The organism is Thermomonas sp. (genome assembly GCF_046293095.1).
GTDB lineage: Bacteria > Pseudomonadota > Gammaproteobacteria > Xanthomonadales > Xanthomonadaceae > Thermomonas.
Window position 1 is genome coordinate 475141 of the sequence record NZ_JBKBPN010000002.1, and the last position, 23235, is coordinate 498375.

17 protein-coding genes and 1 riboswitch are annotated in these 23235 nt (G+C 68.7%); of the genes, 6 read left to right on the forward strand and 11 right to left on the reverse strand.

The genetic code is table 11. From position 1 onward, the window contains the following. The first annotated feature begins 37 nt into the window (after window positions 1-37). From ACK4SG_RS05660 to crcB, 4 genes are all read left to right on the forward strand, one after another. Entirely contained in the window at window positions 38-2413 is a 2376-nt protein-coding gene (locus ACK4SG_RS05660; RefSeq protein ID WP_409600547.1) for a DNA translocase FtsK, read from the forward strand. 109 nt (window positions 2414-2522) lie between these two features. Continuing rightward, window positions 2523-3140: an outer membrane lipoprotein chaperone LolA gene (lolA, locus tag ACK4SG_RS05665; RefSeq protein WP_409600549.1), complete on the forward strand. Its 618-nt coding sequence runs from the start codon at window positions 2523-2525 to the stop codon at window positions 3138-3140. A gap of 29 nt (window positions 3141-3169) precedes the next feature. Next, on the forward strand, window positions 3170-4528 hold the full coding sequence (locus ACK4SG_RS05670; protein WP_409600551.1) for a replication-associated recombination protein A: 1359 nt from the start codon (window positions 3170-3172) through the stop codon (window positions 4526-4528). A gap of 7 nt (window positions 4529-4535) precedes the next feature. Continuing rightward, window positions 4536-4597, forward strand: a riboswitch (Fluoride riboswitch). A gap of 48 nt (window positions 4598-4645) precedes the next feature. Continuing rightward, on the forward strand, window positions 4646-5056 hold the full coding sequence (crcB, locus tag ACK4SG_RS05675) for a fluoride efflux transporter CrcB (protein WP_409600553.1): 411 nt from the start codon (window positions 4646-4648) through the stop codon (window positions 5054-5056). A gap of 130 nt (window positions 5057-5186) precedes the next feature. Here the strand turns inward: crcB and ACK4SG_RS05680 are convergent, their stop codons facing one another. From ACK4SG_RS05680 to ACK4SG_RS05705, 6 genes are all read right to left on the reverse strand, one after another. Then, window positions 5187-6359 (reverse strand): methyl-accepting chemotaxis protein, encoded by a 1173-nt coding sequence (locus tag ACK4SG_RS05680; RefSeq protein ID WP_409600555.1) that lies wholly within the window; start codon window positions 6357-6359, stop codon window positions 5187-5189. A 233-nt stretch (window positions 6360-6592) separates the two neighbouring features. Continuing rightward, complete coding sequence (locus tag ACK4SG_RS05685) at window positions 6593-7654, reverse strand: chemotaxis response regulator protein-glutamate methylesterase (protein ID WP_409600557.1); 1062 nt, start codon at window positions 7652-7654, stop codon at window positions 6593-6595. Beyond that, on the reverse strand, window positions 7654-8256 hold the full coding sequence (gene cheD, locus ACK4SG_RS05690; protein WP_409600559.1) for a chemoreceptor glutamine deamidase CheD: 603 nt from the start codon (window positions 8254-8256) through the stop codon (window positions 7654-7656). Before cheD ends, ACK4SG_RS05685 begins: the two co-directional genes overlap by 1 nt. Next, complete coding sequence (locus ACK4SG_RS05695; protein ID WP_409600561.1) at window positions 8253-9098, reverse strand: CheR family methyltransferase; 846 nt, start codon at window positions 9096-9098, stop codon at window positions 8253-8255. The genes cheD and ACK4SG_RS05695 overlap by 4 nt, the downstream gene beginning before the upstream one ends. Then, window positions 9091-11196, reverse strand: coding sequence for a putative bifunctional diguanylate cyclase/phosphodiesterase (locus tag ACK4SG_RS05700; RefSeq protein WP_409600563.1), 2106 nt, complete (start codon window positions 11194-11196; stop codon window positions 9091-9093). Before ACK4SG_RS05700 ends, ACK4SG_RS05695 begins: the two co-directional genes overlap by 8 nt. Before the next feature lie 78 nt (window positions 11197-11274). Next, entirely contained in the window at window positions 11275-14337 is a 3063-nt protein-coding gene (locus tag ACK4SG_RS05705; RefSeq protein WP_409600565.1) for a methyl-accepting chemotaxis protein, read from the reverse strand. A 235-nt stretch (window positions 14338-14572) separates the two neighbouring features. Here ACK4SG_RS05705 and ACK4SG_RS05710 point away from each other — a divergent pair, with 235 nt between their 5' ends. Continuing rightward, complete coding sequence (locus ACK4SG_RS05710) at window positions 14573-14887, forward strand: energy transducer TonB (RefSeq protein WP_409600567.1); 315 nt, start codon at window positions 14573-14575, stop codon at window positions 14885-14887. A gap of 211 nt (window positions 14888-15098) precedes the next feature. Here ACK4SG_RS05710 and ACK4SG_RS05715 read toward each other — a convergent pair whose 3' ends face one another. From ACK4SG_RS05715 to ACK4SG_RS05730, 4 genes are all read right to left on the reverse strand, one after another. Beyond that, a complete protein-coding gene (locus ACK4SG_RS05715; protein WP_409600569.1) occupies window positions 15099-15599 on the reverse strand; it encodes a chemotaxis protein CheW in 501 nt (166 codons plus the stop codon). A gap of 158 nt (window positions 15600-15757) precedes the next feature. Continuing rightward, window positions 15758-16915: an isovaleryl-CoA dehydrogenase gene (locus ACK4SG_RS05720; protein WP_409600571.1), complete on the reverse strand. Its 1158-nt coding sequence runs from the start codon at window positions 16913-16915 to the stop codon at window positions 15758-15760. Window positions 16916-17135: 220 nt separating this feature from the next. Then, a complete protein-coding gene (locus ACK4SG_RS05725; protein WP_409600573.1) occupies window positions 17136-18236 on the reverse strand; it encodes a Glu/Leu/Phe/Val dehydrogenase dimerization domain-containing protein in 1101 nt (366 codons plus the stop codon). Window positions 18237-18400: 164 nt separating this feature from the next. Then, window positions 18401-19210 (reverse strand): ChaN family lipoprotein, encoded by an 810-nt coding sequence (locus tag ACK4SG_RS05730; RefSeq protein ID WP_409600575.1) that lies wholly within the window; start codon window positions 19208-19210, stop codon window positions 18401-18403. 84 nt (window positions 19211-19294) lie between these two features. Here ACK4SG_RS05730 and ACK4SG_RS05735 point away from each other — a divergent pair, with 84 nt between their 5' ends. After that, the gene (locus ACK4SG_RS05735) at window positions 19295-22783 is read left to right on the forward strand and encodes a methylmalonyl-CoA mutase family protein (protein WP_409600577.1); all 3489 of its coding nucleotides are present in this window, start codon (window positions 19295-19297) and stop codon (window positions 22781-22783) included. Window positions 22784-22806: 23 nt separating this feature from the next. On the opposite strand, the gene ACK4SG_RS05740 is transcribed toward ACK4SG_RS05735, so the two are convergent. Continuing rightward, complete coding sequence (locus ACK4SG_RS05740) at window positions 22807-23184, reverse strand: hypothetical protein (RefSeq protein WP_409600579.1); 378 nt, start codon at window positions 23182-23184, stop codon at window positions 22807-22809. Between the last annotated feature and the right edge of the window lie 51 nt (window positions 23185-23235).

The window sequence follows — 23235 nt, forward strand, 5'->3', positions numbered from 1 at the left end:
CAAAGGCCTATGGGGATTTCCTGAGGTCTGATCGCAGGTGGCGAGAGCGGGGTCCGAGGTCGGCAAAGCCGGCCGCAAAGCGGCAGCGAAGACGGGTGGCGGCCGCACGGACGCCAACCCGCGCCGGCAACGCCTGTGGCGCGATCTCGCCCTGATCGTGATCGCGCCGCTGCTGCTGTACCTGTTGGCCTGCCTGGTCACCTATTCGCCAGCCGACCCCGGCTTCGACCGCGATTCCAGCCTGCTGGCGCCGCTGCACAACGTGGGCGGCGCGGTCGGCGCATGGATCGCCAGCTTCCTGCTGTTCCTGTGCGGCTATGTGGCCTTCCTGCTGCCGCTGGTGCTGGGCGCGATCGCGTGGATCGCGCTGTTCGGCATGGACAGCGATGGCGATGGCGAGGCCGACCTGGGGCCAGCGCTGCGGCTGGTCGGCATCGTCGGCTTCCTGGTCGCCGCCTGCGGCCTGCTGTACCTGCGGGTGGGCGGCGGCAACGATTTCTCCGCCGGCAGCGGCGGCATCCTCGGCCAGCTCACCGGCCGCTCCTTGCTGCGCGGCTTCGGCCCGCTCGGCGGCAACCTGTTCCTGATCACGCTGCTGCTGGTCTCGGTCACGCTGGCCACCGGGCTGTCGTGGCTGGCGGTGATGGACCGCATCGGCGCCTGGGTGCTGGCTTTGCCGGGCCTGCTGGACCGCGGCGCCCGCCAGGGCGTGAAGCAGGCCAGCGAATGGAGCGAGGCGCGCGCGCTGCGCGAGGAGCGCGAGGTCGCCCGCAAAGCCGACAGCGAGATCCGCCTGCGCCGGGAGAAGGTCAAGATCGAGCCGCCCGCCGCGCCGACGGTGGAGAAGAGCGAGCGCGCCAAGCGCGAGCAGCAGATCCCGCTGTTCCATGCCGATGACGGGTCCGGTATCCCGCCGCTGGCCCTGCTGGACGACCCCAAGCCGCAGCCCAAGGGCTACGACGCGCAGACGCTGGAAACGCTGTCGCGGCAGATCGAATTCAAGCTCAAGGACTTCCGCATCGATGCCGAAGTCGTCGGCGCCTATCCGGGCCCAGTGATCACCCGCTTCGAGGTGCAGCCGGCGCCGGGCGTGAAGGTCAGCCAGATTTCCTCGCTGGACAAGGACATCGCCCGCGGCCTGTCGGTGAAGTCGGTGCGCGTGGTGGACGTGATCCCGGGCAAGTCGGTCATTGGCCTGGAAACGCCGAACACCCACCGCGAGATGATCTACCTCAGCGAGCTGCTGCGGTCGAAGGAATACGACAAGGCCGGCAGCCCGCTGACCCTGGCGCTGGGCAAGGACATCGCGGGCAAGCCCATCGTGGCCGACCTGGCGCGCATGCCGCACCTGCTGGTGGCCGGCACCACCGGCTCCGGCAAGTCGGTGGCGGTCAACGCGATGGTGCTGTCGCTGCTCTACAAGGCCTCCGCCAAGGACGTGCGGATGCTGATGATCGACCCGAAGATGCTGGAGCTGTCGGTCTACCAGGGCATCCCGCACCTGCTGGCGCCGGTGGTCACCGACATGAAGGAGGCCGCCAACGGCCTGCGCTGGTGCGTGGCGGAGATGGAGCGCCGCTACAAGCTGATGAGCGCGGTGGGCGTGCGCAACCTGGCCGGTTTCAACAAGAAGGTGAAGGACGCCGCCGACGCCGGCCAGCCGCTGCTGGACCCGCTGTTCAAGCCCACGCCGGGCATGGACGAGGCGCCGCCGACGCTGGAGCCGCTGCCCTTCATCGTCGTGTTCATCGACGAATTCGCCGACATGATGATGATCGTCGGCAAGAAGGTGGAAGAACTCATCGCCCGCCTGGCGCAGAAGGCGCGCGCCGCCGGCATCCACCTGATCCTGGCCACCCAGCGGCCGTCCGTCGATGTGATCACCGGCCTGATCAAGGCCAACATCCCCACCCGCATCGCCTTCCAAGTGTCCAGCAAGATCGACTCCCGCACCATCCTCGACCAGAGCGGCGCGGAAACCCTGCTGGGCCACGGCGACATGCTGTACCTGCCGCCGGGCACGGCGATGCCGGAGCGCGTGCACGGTGCGTTCGTCTCGGACGAGGAAGTGCACCGGGTGGTGGAGTTCCTCAAGCAGGGCAGCGGGCCGGACTACATCGACGGCGTGCTGGAGGAGGTGCAGACCCTGTACGACGGCAGCAGCGTCGGTGCCAACGGCCTGCCCGAGGCGGCCGGCAGTGATGACCCCGAGGCCGACCCGCTGTACGACCAGGCGGTGCAGATCGTCACGGAGACCCGCCGCGCCTCGATCTCCGGCGTGCAGCGCCGGCTGAAGATCGGCTACAACCGCGCCGCGCGTCTGATCGAGGCGATGGAAGCGGCCGGCATCGTCAGCACGCCCGAGCACAACGGCGACCGCACGGTGCTGGCGCCGCCGCCGCCCCGGCCCTGAACCCGCGCCAACCCGGCGCTGTTGATCCGCCGGGCAACCGGCGCATCCTCGCACCCCATTCAGCCAGCCCGCGCGACACTGCGCGGCATCCCCGTCCGGAGACTTCCCGATGCGCTTCGTTCCCGCTGCCCTTGCTGCCACGCTGCTGCTGGCCAGCCATATTGCTACCGCCGGCGCGCGCGAGGACCTTGCCACGTTCACCCGGGGCCTGCAGGGCCTGGACGGGCAGTTCAGCCAGCAGGTATTCGACGGACGCGGCAAGCAGAAGGAGGCGTCAAGCGGGCGTGTGGCGGTATCGGCGCCGCGCCTGTTCCGCTGGGAATACACCCGGCCCTACGTCCAGCTGGTCGTTGCCGACGGCAAGACGGTATGGGTGGTCGATCCGGACCTGGCGCAGGCTACCCGCCGGCCACAGGGCCCCGAGGAGGCGAACAGCCCGCTGGCGATCCTGTTGGAGCCGGCGCGGCTGGACCGCGATTTCGTGGTGAAGGACGGCGGCGCCCGCGACGGTCTGAACTGGCTGGAGATCGCCCCGCGCAGCGCCGACGCCGGCTTCAAGACGGCGCGGTTGGGCTTTGCCGCGGGCCAGCTGGCACGGCTGGAGTACGTTGACGCGCTGGGCCAGCGCACCGTCATCGCCTTTTCCGGCTGGAAGCGCAACCCCGCGTTCGCCGCCGGCACCTTCACCTACGTCCCGGCCAAGGGCGTGGATGTGATCGGCAATTGAGGCGTGGCCGCGGCGGGTAGAATCGCGTGATGTCGCGCTTGCGCCCACCTGCATCCCCGCACGACCTGCTGGCCACCCAGCACGAGGCGCTGCGCCCGCTGGCCGAGCGCATGCGGCCGCGCACGCTGGACGAGATGGTGGGCCAGCGTCGCCTGCTGGCGCCGGGCTCGGCGCTGCGCCGCGCGATCCAGGCGGGCCGGCTGCATTCGATGATCCTGTGGGGGCCGCCCGGCTGCGGCAAGACCACGCTGGCGTTGCTGCTGGCCCAGCACGCGGATGCCGAGTTCGCCGCGATCTCGGCGGTGCTGTCCGGCCTGCCGCAGGTCCGCGAGGTGCTGGCGCAGGCGCAGGCCCGCTTCGATGCCGGCCGTCGCACGCTGCTGTTTGTCGATGAGGTGCACCGCTTCAACAAGGTGCAGCAGGACGCGTTCCTGCCGCACATCGAGCGCGGCACCATCCTGTTCGTCGGCGCGACCACCGAGAACCCCTCGTTCGAACTCAACTCCGCGCTGCTCTCGCGGTGCCGCGTGCATGTGCTGGAGGCCGTGGCCCCGGCCGACATCGCCGCCGCGCTGCGGCAGGCGCTGGAAGACGGTGTGCGCGGCCTGGGCGGGCGCGGCCTGCGCATCGAGGACGCCGCGCTGGAGGCCATTGCCCAGGCCGCCGACGGCGACGTGCGCCGCGCGCTGACCTTGCTGGAAATCGCCGCGGACATCGCGGAGGGCGAGGGTGGCGCAATCAACGAGGCCACGCTGCACCAGGTCCTGGCCGACCGCACCCGCCGTTTCGACAAGGGCGGCGACCAGTTCTATGACCAGATCTCGGCGCTGCACAAATCGGTGCGCAGCTCCAACCCGGACGGCGCGATCTACTGGCTGGCGCGCATGCTGGACGGCGGCTGCGACCCGGCCTATCTGCTGCGCCGGCTGACCATCATGGCGGTGGAGGACATCGGCCTGGCCGATCCGCGTGCGCTGGAGATGGCGCTGAACGTGTGGAACGCCTACGACCGCATCGGCCCACCGGAGGGCGACATCGCGCTGTCCAATCTCGCCATCTACCTGGCCAGCACCGCCAAGTCCAACGCCAGTTACATGGCGCTGAAGGCCGCACGCGCGGACATCGCCGCGCTGGGCTCGCAGCCGGTGCCGATGCACCTGCGCAATGCGCCGACCCGGCTGATGAAATCGCTGGGCCACGGCACCGGCTACCAGTACGACCACGACGTCGAGGGTGGCATCGCCCTCGACCAGACCGCTTTCCCGGACGCCATGGGCGAGCGCGTCTATTACCAGCCCGTCGCCCGTGGCCTGGAGATCAGGCTCAAGGAAAAGCTTGATGCCCTGCGCGAGGCGCGTGCCCGGGCTCGCGGCGAGGCCGGCAGCTAGGCATACTGCTGCGATGGGAGATGGCATCCTCCCCAGACCGCCGTTACGGCTGATGATGCCTGCCAACCCCATGACCGGGCGGCAGGCGCGCGCTCCGGTTGCACGAAGGAGCAAGCGATGGCGATGATCTGGTGGCAGCAACTGGTCCTGGTGATGTGCGGCGGCGCGCTGGGCGCGGCCGGACGGTTCTGGCTGGGCGGCGCATTGCCGCGCATCCTGGGCGAGGGGTTTCCCTGGGGCACGCTGGCGGCCAACCTGATCGGGTCGTTCGCGATCGGCTTCCTTGCCGTCTGGCTGGAGGGCCGTGGCCCGCATGCCCTGTACTGGCGGGCCTTCCTCATCGTGGGTCTGCTGGGCGGGCTGACCACCTATTCCTCACTGATGCTTGAATGCCTGCTCATGGCGCGCTCGCCGCGCAGCGCGATGGCCTTGGCCTACCTGGCCAGCACCCTGGTCACCGGGTTGCTGCTGGTGTGGCTGGGTACGCGCGCTGCCGCCACGCTGCGCGTGCCGTTTCCCGGCCCCTGAACCTGCGCGGCTTGGCGGTGGCAGCGCACAGGCCTGCGGTTGCCGCAGGCATGCGAGCGAAAAAAATCCCGGCCGGGGCCGGGATTGGGGGAGGGCGCATCGGTCGGGCGTGAAGGCCCGGCGCTACCGGTCAGAACAGTTCCACGCTGCCGGCATCCATGCTCTGCTGGAGCACCGGCTTGTGCGGCGGGCGCTCCCATTCGCCGCGCATCTGGGCGATGCGGTTGCCGATATTGGCCAGCGCCCTGCGCATTTCCGGGTCCTGGAAGTTGTGGCTGCCGCGCAGCAGGTCGTGCAGGGTGGTGGCTTCGTTATTGATCTGTTCCAGGCGCTGCAGGTGCACCGCCGCTGCGGTCAGGGCCTGGGTGGCGATGTCTTCGAACTGCAGCGAGCGCACCGCCTCGGCCACCGAGGCGTCGATCGCCCGGCCGCAGTCGGCGATGTCGCGCATGCCGTTGCCCAGGGTGCGGTGGATGCTCTCCACACGGTCCATCATCGAGGCCGATTCGTTGCGCGCGACGCGGGCGCGGTCGAGGTCGCGGGACGCCATGTGCGAGACCGTCTCGCGGACCTTGGCGATCGACTCCTTGGCGTTGTGCGCCAGCTTGCGGATCTGTTCGTTGAACGCGGTGCTGCGCTCGGACAGGTTGCGCACTTCGTCGGCCACCACCGCGAAACCGCGGCCCGCCTCGCCGGCACGGGCGGCTTCGATCGCGGCGTTCAGCGCAAGCAGGTTGGTCTGGTCGGCGATCGACTTCACGTCCTCCAGCAGGGCGAAGATGCCGTCCAGATGGCCGGCCATGGCGTCGATGTGGTTAACGGTGACGCTGCTCTGGCCGCTGGCCTGCTCCAGCGCCTCCACCAGCTGTTCCATCTGCTGGGTGGCCTGCTGGGCGAAGCGGGAGATGTCGATGGAGCCGCTTTCATCGCCGGTGCGTTCCACCAGGCGGGCGACCACGTTGCTCTGCTCGCGCGACTTGCGGTTGACCGCGTCGAAACTGGCGCCCAGCTTGGCGACCGACTCGCGGATCAGGCTGCGGGTGCGCTCGATCTCCGAGTGCGATCCGTTGATTTCATTGCCTACGAAACCACGCAGCTCCCCCAGCAGGCGCGCATGGTCCTGCAGGACCTTGGCTTCCGCCTTGTTGGGCAGCGCACGCCAGACAACCACGCCCCAGGCCAAGGTGGCGGTGACCACCAGGGCCAGGCGGACGGCCAGCGGCCAGGCGAGAGTCTCGGCAATGAGCAACAGCAGCATCAGCACCATCGGGGCAGCGATGCGGAGCAGGGCGCGGGGTTCCATCGTCAATCTCGTCGGGGACTCGCTTGGAATAACGGCCGGACGGGGGGCTGTCTTTAGGGAGTCTTCGAACAGCTTCGGAAATTCCCGTCGGCATGGATGGCCGACCCCGCAGCGATCGCGCAAGCGAAGGCTGCGTGTGAACCGGGCCCGGACATGTGCCGGGCCCGGCGTGGGCTGACAACGCCAGGATGGCGTTGTTCAGGCCTTCCTTGGGGGGAAACGCCCGCCCGGCCTCAGGTGCCGGCGTTGGTGCTGGCCAGCAGGGCGCCGGCGATCTCCGCCAGCGGCAGCACCTGCTGCGCGGCGCCCAGCGTGTAGGCGGCCCCGGGCATGCCCCACACCACGCTGCTGGCTTCGTCCTGCACCATGGTGGCGGCACCGGCCTTGCGCAGGGCCAGCAAGCCGCGGGCGCCGTCATCGCCCATGCCGGTCAGCAGGGCGGCGCTGGCATTGGCGCCTGCGGCCTGGGCCACGGAGTCGAACAGGGCGTCCACGCTGGGGCGGTGGCGGCGGATCGGTTCGTCCTCGCCCAGCCGGCAGCGCCAGCGCGCGCCGCTGCGTTGCACCCGCAGGTGCAGCCCACCGGGCGCCACGTAGGCATGGCCTGCCAGCAGCGGCATGTCGTCCTCGGCATGCACCACGGTCATCCGGCTGTGTTTGTTCAGGCGCTCGGCAAACGGTTTGCTGAAGGCGGGCGGGATGTGCTGGGTGATGACGGTGGCGGGGGCATCGGCCGGCATCTGCTCCAGGATCGCGCGGATCGCCTCGGTGCCGCCGGTGGAGGCGCCGATGGCGATCAGGCGGTCGGTAGTGCGGTACTTGATGGTGTCCGTCGATACGGGGGCCGTGACCGTTTGCAGCCGCGCCACCCGTGCGCGCGCTGCAGTCTTGACCTTTTCGCACAGGTCGGTGCCATAGCGGGTCAGGCCGCGCTGCACGTCGAGCTTGGGCTTGGTGACGAAATCCACCGCGCCCAGCGCCAGCGCGTCCAGGGTGATCTGGGCGCCGGCTTCGGTCAGCGACGACACCATCACCACCGGCATCGGGCGCAGCCGCATCAGGTTCTGCAGGAAGGTCAGCCCATCCATACGCGGCATTTCGACGTCCAGGGTCAGCACGTCGGGGTCGAGCTGCTTGATCTTCTCGCGGGCAATCAGCGGATCCGGCGCGGTGCCCACCACCTCGATGCCCGGGTCCCCGGACAGGATCTCGCTCAGCACCTGGCGCACCAGCGCCGAGTCGTCGACGATCAGGACGCGCACCTTGCCTGGGCGCTGGAATTGGGGATTGGCCATCAGAACAGCTCCACGGAACCGGCCACCGGCTTCTGCGCCAGCTGGCTGCGGTAGGCGCGTTCGACGCGGGCGATCTCGCCCGCGGCGGGCAACCGCTTGACCAGCGTGCGGCCGGTGCGCACGAAGAAACACACTTTGCGCGGCTGTACTCCGAACAGGTCCTGGGCGACGATCGGGATGCGCTCGGCGTTGAGGTAATCGAGCACGAAATTGCCGTTGCGGGTACCGATCGGGTCCAGGGTCATGCCCGGCAGCACGTTGCCGCCGCCAAAGACCTTGGCCTGCAGGCGCTGGCGCAGGGCGCCGGCTTTCAGCAGGGCGTTGATCAGCAGTTCCATCGCATGCGCACCGTAGCGCGCGCTGCCGTCACCGGGCGCTGCGTCAGGCAGCATGAAATGGTTCATGCCGCCGATGCAGGCGGTGGGGTCGTAGAGGCAGGCCGCCACGCAGGAGCCCAGCACGGTGGCCAGCGCGACCGGCTCGGAGGACACCCGCCATTCGGCAGGCAACAGCTTGATGACGTCGGCATCCAGCGCCGGGTCGTAATAGGTGCCCGCTGGCGGAGTGCGCGCGGGCGCGACGCTGGCCGGCAGTCCCGTCATTGGCTGTCCCGGGCGGCGCGGTAGATGGTGCGGCCGCAGGGCTGCACCAGGTCAAGGGCGTGCGCGAAGCTCTCCGAATGGCCGGCGTAGAACCGCCCGCCCGGTGCCAGCAGCGGCACCACCTTGCGCAGCACGTCGTACTGGGTGGGTTTGTCGAAGTAGATCATGACGTTGCGGCAGAACACCGCGACAAAGCGCTGGCGCAGGCCGTAGTCGGGTGCCAGCAGGTTGAGCTGGCGGAACTCGACCAGCTTGCGCAGATGCGGCTTCACGCGCACCAGGCCCTCGTTGGGGCCGGTGCCGCGCAGGAAAAAGCGGCGTTTGCGCTCGGGCGACAGATCCGCAATGCGGTCGATACCGTACGTGCCAGCGGCCGCCGTGGTCAGCGCGTTGGTGTCGATGTCAGTGGCCAGGATGCGCACCGGCGGCGTGTCCGAGCCGAACGCCTCGCAGGCGGTGATGGCCAGCGACCACGGCTCCTCGCCGGTGGAGGCGGCGCAGCACCACAGGTCCACCGGCTCGCCGCGCGGCAGCTCGCGCAGCTGCTCGCGCAGCGCGTCGAAGTGGTGGGCTTCCCGGAAGAACGAGGTCAGGTTGGTGGTCAGGGCGTTGATGAACGCCTGCTCCTCGCTGGCGGGATCGGCTTCCACCAGGTCCAAATACTCGGTGAACGAGGATATCCCGCGTGCGCGCAGGCGTCGCGACAGTCGGCTGTAGACCATGTCGCGCTTGTGGTCGGCCAGATGGATGCCGGCGCGCGCGTAGATCATCCGGCAGGCACGCCGGAAGTCGCGGTCGTTGAATTCGAAGCTGATGCCTTCGCGCTCGCCTGAGTCAGCCATCCAGAGGCTCCGCCTGTTGTGTCTGCAGCCGTTCCCGCAAGGTGCCGTTGTCCAGCGCGGGTGCGTACAGATAGCCTTGCGCCTCCTCGCAGCCGTGCTGGTGCAGCCAGGCGGCCTGCGCCTGGTCTTCCACGCCCTCGGCCACCACGCGCAGGCCCAGCGCGCGCGCCAGCATCAGGATCCAGCGCACGATCGAGGCATCCTCGCCCTTGTGCAGCAGGCCGTTGACGAAGCTGCGGTCGATCTTGACCCGGTCGATGCGGAAGCGCTGCAGCATGGACAGCGAGGCATAGCCGGTGCCGAAGTCGTCGAAGGCTAGGTTGACCCCGCGCGCACGCAGCGCGGCCAGCGCGGCGGCACCGGCACTGTTCTGGGTGAGGGCGATGGTTTCGGTGATCTCCAGTTCCAACCGCTCCGCCGGCAGGGCGGCGGCGGTCAGGGCCGCCTCGACCTCGCGGATCAGCTGGTTGCCGAGCTGCGCGGGGAACAGGTTGATGCTCACCGAGGTGTCGGGGTCCGGCCAGTGCGCGGCATCCATGCAGGCCTGCCGCAGCACCCACGCGCCCACCTCGGCAGCCAGCGGGCTGCGGGTCAGCAGGTCGATGAACTCGCCGGCGGGCACCATGCCACGGGTGGGGTGGCGCCAGCGCAGCAGCGCTTCGGCCCCGCAGATGCGGCCGCTGGCCAGCTCCACCTGCGGCTGGTAGTGCACTTCGAATTCGCCCTGCGCGAAGGCGCGCCGCAGGTCCAGATCCAGCGCGCGCCGCGCCAGCGCATCGACACGCATTTCGGGGTGGTAGCGGCAATGCTGGCGGCCGCCGGTGGATTTCGCGCGGTACAGCGCCAGGTCGGCGGAGGCCAGCAGGTCGCCGTCGCCCCGCACATCCCGGCGCAACGCCAGCCCGGTGCTGACCTCGGGGTGGATCTCGTGCCCACGCACGCGCATGGGCTGCTCCAGCTGGCGCACCAGCGATGACACCAGGTCCAGGCCATCCCCGTCGATGGCATCGAAGCGATCGTCGCGGCAGGCCAGCGCGAACACGTCGCCGCCCACCCGGGCCAGGCACATGTCGGCGTCGGATCGGGCCTGCAGGCGGTCGGCGAAGGCTTGCAAAACCAGGTCGCCAACGGCGTGGCCCAGGCCGTCGTTGATCCATTTGAAGCGGTCGATGGCGATCAGCACCACGCCCCAGTCGGGGTGTGCCTCCAGTGCCCCCACCAGGGCGTTGCGGTTGGGCAGGCCGGTGAGGGAGTCGAAGTGGGCCAGGCGGTCCAGCTGGGCGCGCTGGTGGGCGGCGTCGGTGACGTCGTGCAGGATCAGGGTGACGCCGCCATCGCGGCCGTGGCGCCAGGCCGACCGGTTGGCGTCCAGCAGGCGAAGGCTGCCGTTGGGCGCGATGATCCGCAGCGACCGGCTGCCCTCCAGCTGGCCGGCCAGCCAGGCCCGGGTGGCTTCCTGGTCGGCCTGCAGCCGCAGCGGGAACAACTGCGCCAGAGGTTGGCCGATCAGCTGCGCGCCGAACAGCCGTTCGGCGGCGCGGTTGTGCCAGCGCACGCGGCCGTGGCGATCGCCCACCAGTACCGCTTCGCGCGCCTGTTCGCCGGCCAGCGTCACGATCAGTGCGCGGCGTTCGATGTCACGCTGCTCCAGCAGGGCCGCGGCAAGCCGCCCCAGCCGGGCGAGCGCGTCGCACTGCGCCGCGGTGGGGGCTGGCCGGGGGGCGCCGTCCAGCACCGCCAGCGTCCCCAGCCGTTGGCCGGTGCGCGAGTGCAGGGCGACGCCGGCATAACAGCGGGCGCGGCAGCGCGGGTCGGCAGGGATGTCCGGCAGCACCAGCATGGGCGTGTGCTGCTGCCAGCTGCGCACGATCAGGTGGTCGCGGGAAAGCGGGCCGTGCGTGCGGGCCAGCCCGTGGCTGGCTGCCAGCGTGATGCGCTCGTCCTCGCAGGCGGCCACCACCGCCATCGGCATGTCCAGTGCCGCTGCGGCCAGCAGGGCCACGTCGGCAAGGCGCTCCTCAAGCTCGGCACTGGCCGATCCCGGGCCGGCGGGCGAGGCATCGTGCGGGGTGCGGGCGGATGGCGGCTCGAAGGTCATCTGCGCGGGGGCGAACCAGGGAAAGGTTGAGGGCCGCGGGCCGACGGCGGTTTGCCGCGCGGCCCGCCTTGCCCGAGGTCAGAACTCTTGCCAGTGCTGGTCGCCGCCAGCAGCCACGCTCTGACGCGCCGGTTTGGCCGCCACCGGTGCCGGGCGTGGCGCGGGGGCGGCAGCCGGCTTGCTGCGCCGGCCTTCCGCCGCATCGCGCAGGGCGCGGATGGCGGTCACCGTCTCCTGGGTCTTGCGGGTGAACTCGCCGTCCAGCAGGGCCTGGGCCTGGGCCGTCCGGCCGCGCTGGTGTTCCTGGATCACCTTGCCGGCGAGGGTATGGAACTGCCGGTGATGCTCTTTCAGTTTCTGGTATTCCGGCAGGTGCTGTACCTGTTCCCCCTTACCGTACAGCCACTGGCCCAGAGCGCAGACGCTGTCTTTCTGGACGGTATCCGGATCCAGCGGCTCGCCGCCGCCACGCAGGTAGGTCTTCAGCCGCAGCTTCCACTGCGCGTGCTTTTCGATCATGTCCTCGAACGAGGCAATGGCCCCATCCTGCGCGTGGCCGGCCGCCCCGCTGTGTGCATGGGTGTGGGCGGGCGCGGGCGCGGGCGCACGGGCGGCGGCGCGGGCGCTGGCCTGCTGCTGCGCGGCCAGCCGGAACGCCGCCACCGCCTCGGCCAGGGCCTCGGCCTGCTGGCGCATGCTCTCCGCCGAGGCGGCCGCCTGCTCCACCAGCGCCGCGTTCTGCTGGGTGCCTTCGTCCATCTGGGTGATGGCCTGGTTGACCTGCTCGATGCCGCTGCTCTGCTCCTGCGAGGCGGCACTGATGTCGGCCATGATGTCGGTGACCCGCTGCACCGAGGTCACGATCTCGTGCATGGTGCTGCCGGCCTGGCGGACCAGGGTCGAGCCGTCGCTGACCTTGCCCACCGATTCCTCGATCAGCTGCTTGATCTCCTTGGCCGCGCCGGCACTGCGCTGCGCCAGTGCGCGCACTTCACCGGCCACCACCGCAAACCCGCGGCCCTGCTCGCCGGCGCGCGCCGCTTCCACCGCCGCGTTCAGCGCCAGGATATTGGTCTGGAAGGCGATGCCGTCGATCACCGAGATGATGTCGGCGATCTTCTTCGACGAGGCCTCGATGGCGCTCATCGTGGCCACCACCTGCTGCACCACGTCGCCGCCCTGGGCGGCCACGCCGGCCGCGCCCTGCGCCAGCTGGTTGGCCTGGCGGGCGTTGTCGGCGTTCTGCTTGACGGTGGAGGTCAGCTCTTCCATCGACGAGGCGGTTTCTTCCAGCGCCGCCGCCTGCTGTTCGGTGCGCGCCGACAGGTCGGCGTTGCCGGCGGCGATTTCGCCCGCCGCCGCGCCGATGCTGTCGGAGGCGGCGCGGATCTCGCCGATGATCCGGGTCAGCGCGTCCACCGTGCGGTTGGCGTCGGCAGCCAGCTGGCCGAACTGCCCCGGCAGCTGGATCTCGATGTGCCGGGTCAGGTCGCCTTCGGCCACCGCGGCCAGCAGGTTGCCGACCTCGTGCAGGCCCTCGTCGCCCACCGCCATCAGCCGGTTCAGGTCGTCCAGCAGTTCGCGGTACACGAACTCGAAGCGCTGGGCGTCGCCGCGCTTGCTGAAGTCGCCGGCCACTGCCGCCTCCACCAGTGCCTTGATCTCGGCATTGACCGCCAGCATGTTGCGCTTCACCGCATCCACCGCCTCGGTGATGCGCGCTTTCTGGCCCGGGTAGCGGGCGATGTCGCGCGAGAGATCGCCGCGGGCATACTCCGCAACAAGGCCGATAGCTTCCAATTTGAGGGCGATATGTGATGCCACCAGGGTATTGACCTGGTCGGCCATGACCCCGAATGCGCCGGGGAAGGCCTCGGCTTCGATGCGCTCGTCGATCTGCCCGGCTTCGTGCTGGTCGAACATGGTCTGCTGGGCTTCGGAGAAGCGGCGCAGGCTGTCGGCCACGCTTTCCATGCTGCGGCCGATGTTGTACAGCTCGTCCTGGGTGTCCACCCGGATCTGGTCGTTGAACTGGCCGGCGGCCAGGGCGCGGGCACCCGATTCGATGCGGCCCAGCGCGATGCGCGTGCCGCGGGTGAAGCCAATGAACAGATAGGCGGCCAGCAGCAGGGCCAGGGCGGCGAAGCCCAGCGTGCCGAACGCACGGCGCTGCAGGCTGGCGATGGCGCGGTCGCCGGCGGCGCGGACGACGTCCTGGGCGGCCTTCATGGCCTTGTGCATCGCCATCAGGGTGGCGCTGTCCTGGCGGGCCAGGTCGGCTACCGGCGAATCCGGGGTTTCGGCGTCCAGGATGCGCGCCTGGATCAGCTTGTTCTGCGCTTCCAGGGCCGCCAGGGCTTCGGCCATGGGCTTGCCGAACAGCGCGGCGCCGTTGGGGAGCTCCTTCTCGATGTACTTGCGGCTCTCGGCGATCTGGCCGACCAGATAGTCCTGCATGCTCTTGCGCACGGCCAGTTCGGTGCGGTCGGACACCCAGATCGCGCCTTCGCCCAGCACGCGGATGCCCACCAGTGATTGAGCGGCGCTGGCGGCCGCCAGCTCGGGCAGCAGAACGCCGCCCATCTCGCCGCCGCGCAACATGGCGGTGTCGCTGGCCACCGCGGTGATGGCGGTGAAGGTCAGGCGGTTGATGGCAGTGCGCAGGGCGGCGAGTGCGGCCGTGTCGGCCTCCGGCGCGGCTTCGCCTTCGGTGGCGACGGCCTTTTTCCAGGCGGCGCGTGCCGCCTGCTTCGCTGTATCCAGGTCTTCGTCGTGGAGGCCGGACTGGGCATACCAGGTATCGAAGGCCGCCAGTGCCTGGTCGGCGCGGGTGGCAGCGTCGGCCACTTCCGCCTCGGTGGCGGTGGTGTCCTTGGCCAGCTGGCGGGCGCGCAGCTGGCGGTGCTGCTGCATGGCGATCTGGGCGTCGTCCAGGGCGCCGATGCCCACGGTGGCCTCGCGTGCACGGCGGGCATCCGCGATTTCGCCCAGCGAGCGGGTCACCACCATGCCGGCCAGGACGGCGCAGGTCAGGGTGAACGCTGCGCCGATCAGCATGGCTTTCTGGCTGAAGCGCAAACGCCCCATCAGACGGGTGGCGGGTGCGAGCAGTCGGTCGGCAAGGGAGTGGTTTGGCTGCATGGAAGGCCCCTGTGGCGGCGCGGTGAAAAGAAATGGCGGGTCACCGCCGGCAACGGCCGGCCGGGGGGAATCTTTAATGGCCGGGCGCACGCACACGGGGAAGTGATCGCGTAAACGTGACCGGGCTCGCAATCCGCGCGATGGGGGCGGGCGTCGCCCTCAAGTCCCGCCGCAAGCGGCCGATGTGAGCGGTGAGCACATCCGTGCGCGTACCCCCTCCATGGAGCTTTTCGTCATGTTTCGACACCCCCATCGTTTCCTGAGTGCGGCGTTCCTGGCCGGCGCGATGGCCCTGTCCCTGCCGGCGCTGGCCGGCAACCCGATCAAGCGTGTCGATCCCGTCTATCCGGCCGATGCGGCCCGTGCCGGCACCACCGGCTATGTCGAGGTGGAATACAGCGTGGGCCCGGACGGCAAGGTCACCGAGGTGTCGGTAGTGGATGCCAAGCCGGGCCGCGTCTTTGTTGCTGCCGCGGTGAAGGCGGTCAAGCAGTGGGAATTCGCGCCGGGTGAGAGCCACGGCAAGGTCAAGCTGGAATTCAAGCTCTGACCTGGCGCCGGGGCGGGCGCGCGGCGCCCGCGTCCGGCGACCCTTGACGCCCAGCCTTTCCACTCAAAGCCTTTCCGCTCAAGGAAGACCGCGCGCGCGCCAATGCTTGGCGCGTGCGTTTCTTTGTGCTTGCCCGTCCCGCGGGGGGCCGGCAGCAGTTGCCGGAACGGCCCGGGGCGAGGACCGTTGCGGCGGACCTGCGGCGGCGTGTTCAGGCGGCCTGCGCGGCGTCGTCCACTACCAGCCCCATCTCGGTGCTGGTCATCAGGCCTTCGATGTCCAGCAGGATGAGCATGCGCTCGTCCAGCGCGCCGATGCCGGTCAGGAAGCGGCGGTCAATCCCGGTGCCCACTTCCGGCATCGCGCGGATCTGCTCGGCGGTCAGCTGGACCACGTCGGACACGCTGTCCACCACCATGCCCACCACGCGGTTGGCCACGTTGAGCACGATCATCACGGTCAGCGCGTCCACCTTCGCTTCCAGCCGGAACTTCACCCGCATGTCGATGACCGGCACGATGGTGCCGCGCAGGTTGATGACGCCCTTGATGTAGTCCGGTGCGTCCGGCAGGCGGGTGACGGCATCGTAGCCGCGGATTTCCTGCACCTTGAGGATGTCCACCCCGTATTCCTCCTGGCCCAGAGTGAAGGTCAGGAACTCACCGGAAGTGGCTTGGCTGGCGGACGTGGCGGGGGCGGCAGGGGTGCTCATGTGGGAACCGGGTGCAAGGGGACACACACGGCATCGGCACGGACCGGAGAATCTTGAGGCCCCTGCGGGCGGCGGTTTCCGCACGGGGCGGGGCGCCTTCCGGAGCGGCAAGCCGCCTGCAGCAGCGGGCGGCCGCTCAGGCCGCCCCGGGGCCGGGCTCAGTGGGCGCCGGCGAACAACTCGCGGCCGATCAGCATGCGGCGGATCTCGTTGGTGCCGGCGCCGATGGCGTACAGCTTGGCATCGCGCAGGATCCGCCCGGTCGGGTATTCGTTGATGTAGCCGTTGCCGCCCAGCGACTGGATGGCTTCCAGCGCCACCTGCACCGCCGCCTCGCTGGCATGCAGCAGGCAGGCGGCGGCATCGACGCGGCTTTTATGGCCGGCGTCGTAGTCGCGCGCCACCTGGTAGGCGAAGGCGCGACTGGACTGCAGCGCGGTGTACATGTCGGCGATCTTGGCCTGCATGATGCCGAAGGTGCCGATGGCCTCGCCGAACTGGCGGCGCTCGCGCACGTAGGGCAGGGCGATGTCCAGTGCCGCCTGCATCAGCCCGATGGGCCCGCCCGACAGCACCAGGCGCTCGGTGTTCAGGCCGCTCATCAGCACTTTGACGCCGTTGTTGACCTCGCCCAGCACGTTTTCCTGCGGGATCTCGCAGTTCTCGAACACCAGTTCGCAGGTGTTGCTGCCGCGCATGCCCAGCTTGTCCAACTTCTGCGCGGTGGAAAAGCCCTGCATGCCCTTTTCGACAAGGAAGGCGGTCATGCACTTGCTGCCCGCCTCCTTGCCGGCGGTGCGCATGTAGACGATCAGCACGTCGGCCTCGGGGCCGTTGGTGATCCACATCTTGTTGCCGTTGGCCACCCACACGCCGTCCCGCAGCTCGGCGCGGCAGGCCATCGAGCCCACCACGTCGGAACCGGCGCCGGGTTCGCTCATCGCCAGTGCGCCCTTCCACTCGCCGGTGCACAGCTTGGGCAAGTACTTGGCGCGCTGCGCCGCGTTGCCGTTGGCATACAGGTTGCTGACGCACAGGTTGGAGTGGGCGCCGTAGCTCAGGCCGATCGACCCGGAAGCGCGGCTGATTTCCTCCATGGCCACCAGATGGGCCAGATAGCCCATGCCGCTGCCGCCATATTCGGTTGGAACCGTCAGGCCCAACAGCCCCATTTCGCCCAGCTTCGGCCACAGGTCCTGCGGGAACCAGTTCTCTGCATCCACCTGGGCGGCGCGAGGCGCGATTTCAGTGTCCGCAAACCGGCGGACCGCCTCGCGCAGGGCATCGATGTCTTCACCAAGGGGGAACGGACGCATGGGATTCCTCGAAGGTCTGGAGGACCCGCTGGCGGCGGGCCTGATGGGTCAATTGTAATCGGGTCGCCGCACGGCCTTGTCCCACAACGAAAACGCCCGGATTGCCGGGCGTTTTCTTCCTCCGATCCGGATGCAAAGCCCCCCTTGAGTCAAGGGGGGTGCCGCAACAGCGGCGGGGGATGTGGAGGCTACGGAAGCACTGATTCCGGCTCCGTCGGAATCAGTTCCCGCGGATGCGGCCCTGGAAGCGGGTGCGGCCGCGGCCCAGCGGCAGCTTCAGCTTGCCGATCTTCTCGATGCGCTCTTCGGCCAGGCGGTCGGCGGCGCGGTAGGTCGGGATGCCCTCGCGGTCGGCGATCTCGTAGATGCGGGTGAGGTTGTGGTAGATGGTGCGCATCATCCGCATGGCGCGTTCGCGGTTGTAGCCGTCCAGCTCCAGCGCCACGTTCATCACGCCGCCGGCGTTCACCGCATAGTCCGGCGCGTACAGGATGCCGCGCTTGACCACTTCCTCGCCGATCTCGTTGTTGGCCAGCTGGTTGTTGGCCGCGCCGCAGATCACCTTGCACTTCAGGCGGGGCAGGGTCTGCTCGTTGACGGTGCCGCCCAGCGCGCACGGCGAGTACACATCGGCCGGCACGTCGTAGATCTCGTCCAGGCCCACGGCTTCGGCGCCGTATTCGGTCACGGCCTTCTCCACCAGCGCCGGGTTGATGTCGGTCACGAAGATCTTGGCGCCGCGTTCCTTCAGCAGCTTCACGTACTCCATGCCCACGTGGCCAAGGCCCTGCACGGCGTAGGAATACTTGCCCACGTCCTCGTCGCCGAACTTGCGGTTCAGCGTGGCCATCAGGCCCTGCAGGGTGCCGTAGGCGGTGAACGGCGAGGGGTCGCCCGAGCCGCCGTGCACCTGGTGCACGCCGGTCACGTACTCGGTCTCGCGGTACACGTATTCCATGTCGTTGACGTCGATGCCAACGTCCTCGGCGGTGATGTAGCGGCCGCCCAGCGACTCCACGAACTGGCCGAACGCGCGGAACAGCGCCTCGGACTTGTCGGTGGCCGGGTTGCCGATGATCACCGCCTTGCCGCCGCCGATATTCAGGCCGGCCACGGCGTTCTTGTAGGTCATGCCGCGCGACAGGCGCAGCACGTCGTTCAACGCTTCGGCCTCGCTCCTGTACGGCCACATGCGGGTGCCGCCCAGCGCGGGGCCCAGCACGGTGTTGTGGATGGCGATGATCGCCTTCAGGCCAGCGTCCTTGTTGTGGCAGAACACGACCTGCTCGTGGCCGTAGATGTCGAGCGTTTCGAAGATCATTGGAAAAAACTCCGGCCAGCGCCGCCGCACGCAGCGGAACCAGTGGCATTGGGAAGGGAACGGGATTGGACTGCGGCCGGCCAGGCCCGCCGCAGCCACCCATTTTAGGCCATTCCGCAGGGCGGGGCCTGCGTACGCAGGGGTATGGCCCCCGCGTCTCCCATTCAGCCGGAGGTCTTCGGCGCCTTGAAGCCCGCGCACGGGTCGGGCCGGGTGGTCGCCGGGATGCGCTCCACGGCGTCGAAGGCGACTGCGTCCGAGGTCGGCTCCAGGAAGCCCACCGCGCGCGGCGCCAGCCCGTCGCGGCGCAGCCAGTACGGCACCGCGATGTCGCGGCGCACGTGGCCGTTGCCGGCGATCAGCACCACGCCGCGGTCGGCGTGGGTGCGCAGGGTGTCGGCCATCACCACGTCGCGGGCGATCTGCGCCTTCGCCATCGGCGCCACCAGACTCTCCGGCAGCCCGCCGCAATGGCTGTCGCGGACTTCGGTTTCCTGCGCGGCCAGCACCTCGGCGGGCAGGGCGTCCAGCCGGTAGCGGGCGATCAGTTCAGCCGGCAGCGCGGCCGCGAAGCCGTCCTGCACCACCTTCGAGGCGTCGCCGCGCGACAGGTTGGCGGTCAGCAGCGGCAGCTTGAATTCCAGCGCCAGTGCGATCACCGGCTGGTAGTAGGGCCACGTCCAGCCGGCCTTCGGCGGTGCCACGCGCGCCACCACGCAGGCGGCATCCACGCAGTCGCGCATGGCCGCGTCCAGCGCGGGCTGCTGGGCGGTGTCGAACTGCTCCATCGCAATCGCCGGCCGCCAGCCCGCCTCCAGTTCCTTGCGCAGCAGCGCGACGCGGGCGGCGTGGCCGGCGGCGCTGTCGTGCACCTCGCCCAGCAGCAGGACGCGCGGCGCCTGCGCGGCGCCGGCGAACGTGGTGGCGGCGAGGGTCAGTCCCAGGCAGAGCGACAGCAGGCGGAAGCGGGGCATGGCGGCAGGTCCTTTGGGCGTCGAGCCCATCCTAACCCGCGCGCTACAATCGGGAATTGTCCTTTGATTGTGTGGATGCGCCCCATGAGCACCCCCGCCGCAACGTCCCCCGACACCCACGCGACCCAGCCGCTGCCCGAGGCCACCCCGCTGCGCTTCGTCACCGCCGCCAGCCTGTTCGATGGCCACGACGCCGCCATCAACATCATGCGCCGGCTGATCCAGGCGCAGGGCGCGGAAGTGATCCATCTGGGCCACAACCGCAGCGTGGAGGACGTGGTGCGCGCGGCCCTGCAGGAAGACGCCGATGCCATCGCGCTGTCGTCCTACCAGGGCGGCCACGTGGAATACCTGAAGTACATGGTGGACATGCTGAAGGAGCGCAACGCCGCGCACATCCGCGTGTTTGCCGGCGGCGGCGGCACCATCACGCCCGAGGAAATCCGCGAGCTGGAAGCCTACGGCGTCGAGCGCATCTACCACCCCAACGACGGCATGCACATGGGGCTGGTGGCGATGATCGAGGACGTCATCCGCCGCGCGGGTGCCGCCCGCAAGGCCAAGGCGGCGCAGGACGGCCAGCTGCGCGCGCCGGCCAACGACGCTGCCCTGACCGATGCCGCCTCCGAGATCCACGTGGGCCGCATGCTGTCCGCCATCGAGGCGTCCGCGCTGGCCGAGTCCGAGCTGGCCCACCTGCGCAAGCAGTGGCAGCTGGCCGGCGGCAAGACCCCGGTGGTGGGTATCACCGGCACCGGCGGCGCCGGCAAGTCGTCGGTGACCGACGAACTGCTGAACCGCTTCCTGTCCAGCTTCCCGGACATGCGCATCGCGGTGATCAGCGTCGATCCCACCCGCCGCCGCACCGGCGGCGCGCTGCTGGGCGACCGCATCCGCATGAACAGCCTGCGCAGCCCGCGCGTGTTCATGCGCTCCATGGCCACCCGCCGCCAGCATGCCGCCACCAATGCAGTGCTGAAGGACTGCATCGCCTATCTGCGCTCGCTGGCGTTCGACCTGGTGATCGTGGAGACCGCCGGCATCGGCCAGAGCGACTCGGAGATCGTGGACCTGGTCGATTTTCCGATGTACGTGATGACCAGCGACTTCGGCGCGCCCAGCCAGCTCGAGAAGATCGACATGCTGGACTATGCGGAACTGGTCGTGCTGAACAAGTTCGACAAGCGCGGCGCCGAAGACGCCCTGCGCGACGTGCGCAAGCAGTGGAAGCGCAACCGCGTGAAGTTCGACCTGAAGGACGAGGATGTCCCGGTCTATCCCACCATCGCCAGCCAGTTCAACGACCCCGGCCTGAACTGGATGTTCGTCAATTTGTGCCGCCTGCTGCGCGAGAAGCTGTCCCTGCCGGCCGACGCCCTGCAGCCGGCCATCGACACCACCCTCAAGGAACCCCGCGCCACCGTCCTCATCCCCGGCAACCGCGTCCGCTACCTGGCGGAGATCGCCGAGCAGGGCCGCCAGATCAACGCCCGCATCGAATCGCAGGCGGAGATCGCCGACCGCGCGCAGTCGCTGTGGGACGCACTGAAGGAACTGGGCGACGCCGCGCTGCCGAAGCCGCTGGACCTGTATCCCACCGAAGCCCTCACCGAAGGCGACGACCGCAGCCTGAAGACCTTGCGCCAGCGCTACAACGATGCCATCCAGTCGCTGGATGCCGAGGCGCTGAAGCTGCTGCGCGACTGGCCGGCGCGCCTGAAATCCATCACCGAGCCGGTGAACGAATACCAGGTGCGCGACAAGACCATCCGGGTGGAGAACTACCGCGAGTCGCTCAGCCACCAGCAGATCCCCAAGATCGCCGCGCCCACCTACAAGGCCTGGGGCGAGCTGCTGACCTTCCTGCAGAAGGAAAACCTGCCGGGCTATTACCCCTACACCGGCGGCGTGTACCCGTACCGCCGCACCGGCGAGGACCCCATCCGCATGTTCGCGGGCGAGGGCACCCCGGAGCGCACCAACCGCCGCTTCCACTACCTCAGCCTGGGCCAGCCGGCCGCGCGCCTGTCCACCGCCTTCGACAGCGTGACCCTGTACGGCGAAGACCCGGCACCGCGCCCGGACATCTACGGCAAGATCGGCAACTCCGGCGTCAACGTGCCCACGCTGGACGACATGAAGAAGCTGTACTCCGGCTTTGACCTGTGCGCGCCCACCACCAGCGTGTCGATGACCATCAACGGCCCGGCGCCGATCATCCTGGCGATGTTCATGAACACCGCCATTGACCAGCAGGTGGAGAAATACCTCAAGGCTGACCCGGATCGCTGGGCGCAGGCGCAGAAAAAAATCGACGCTCTCTTCGAAGGCAAGCAACGCCCGCGCTACGAAGGCGAGCTGCCGCAGGGCAACAACGGCCTGGGCCTGGCCCTGTTGGGCGTGACCGGCGACCAGCTGGTGGACGCCGAGACCTACGCGCGGATCAAGGCCGAGACCCTGAAAACCGTGCGCGGCACCGTACAGGCCGACATCCTGAAGGAAGACCAGGCGCAGAACACCTGCATCTTCAGCACCGAGTTTGCGCTGCGGATGATGGGCGACATCCAGCAGTACTTCGTCGATCACCAGGTGCGCAACTTCTACTCGGTCTCCATCTCCGGCTACCACATTGCCGAAGCCGGGGCGAACCCGATCAGCCAGCTGGCCTTCACCCTGAGCAACGGCTTCACCATCGTGGAGTACTACCTGGCGCGCGGGATGAAGATCGACGACTTCGCGCCCAACCTGAGCTTCTTCTTCAGCAACGGCATGGACCCGGAGTACACCGTCATCGGCCGCGTGGCCCGCCGCATCTGGGCCCGCGCCATGCGCGAGCGCTACGGCGCGTCCAGCCGCAGCCAGATGATGAAGTACCACATCCAGACCAGCGGCCGCTCCCTGCACGCGCAGGAGATCCAGTTCAACGACATCCGCACCACGCTGCAGGCCCTGTACGCGCTGTTCGACAACTGCAACAGCCTGCACACCAACGCCTACGACGAAGCCATCACCACGCCCACCGAGGAAAGCGTTCGCCGCGCGGTAGCCATCCAGATGATCATCAACAAGGAGCTGGGGCTGAACTTCTGCGAGAACCCATGGCAGGGCAGCTTCATCGTGGACAAGCTCACCGACATCGTGGAAGAGGCCGTCTACAAGGAGTTCGAGGCCATCAGCGAGCGCGGCGGCGTGCTGGGCGCCATGGACACCATGTACCAGCGCGGCAAGATCCAGGAAGAAAGCCTGTACTACGAGCACAAGAAGCACGACGGCAGCCTGCCGCTGGTGGGCGTCAACACCTTCCTGCCCAAGGAACACGGCGGTGATATCGTCACCGAAATCGAGCTGATCCGCTCCACGGAAGCGGAGAAGGGGCAGCAGATTGCCAACGTGGCGGCGTACCAGCGCAACCGCAACGGGTATGCGGCCGAGGGGTTGAAGTCACTACAGGTGACGGCGCGGGAGCGGCGGAATGTGTTTGCATCGCTGATGGAAGCGGTGAAGACGCATTCGCTGGGGCAGATCAGCCATGCGTTGTATGAGGTGGGTGGGGAGTACAGGAGGAATATGTGAATCTCCGCTTCGCGGTTGCCGAACTAACATTCGCTAAATGGCGAAATTGAAACGTTCCATCCCTGTTTCCCTGCGGCTTCGAATTGAGCGGCAAGATATTCGAGCGTGATGGCGAGCTTTGGGTGCTGCATGTCGTTTTTACTTTCGATTGCACGAACGCCAATGAACTCATGGAAGGCGTGATCCATGTCATCGTCAGGGTCGGTTTTATGTGCTAGAAAATGCTGATTTTGCAGGGGCTTTAGCCCGACCTGCTCGGGAATAAACAGCTCGCCCGCCTCAAGCGTTTTTCGGATTCCGTCAACGATCGTCGTGTCTATCTGGCCAAACAGGATGACTGCAGCTTCCGTCTTCCAGTTGCCGGCGTCTCTGTATCTGTACTCGAAAATGCAGTTGCTCATTGGCTGCTCCATGTCTAGGCGGGCAAGGATTCTCTCAGGGGGGCGTCTCAA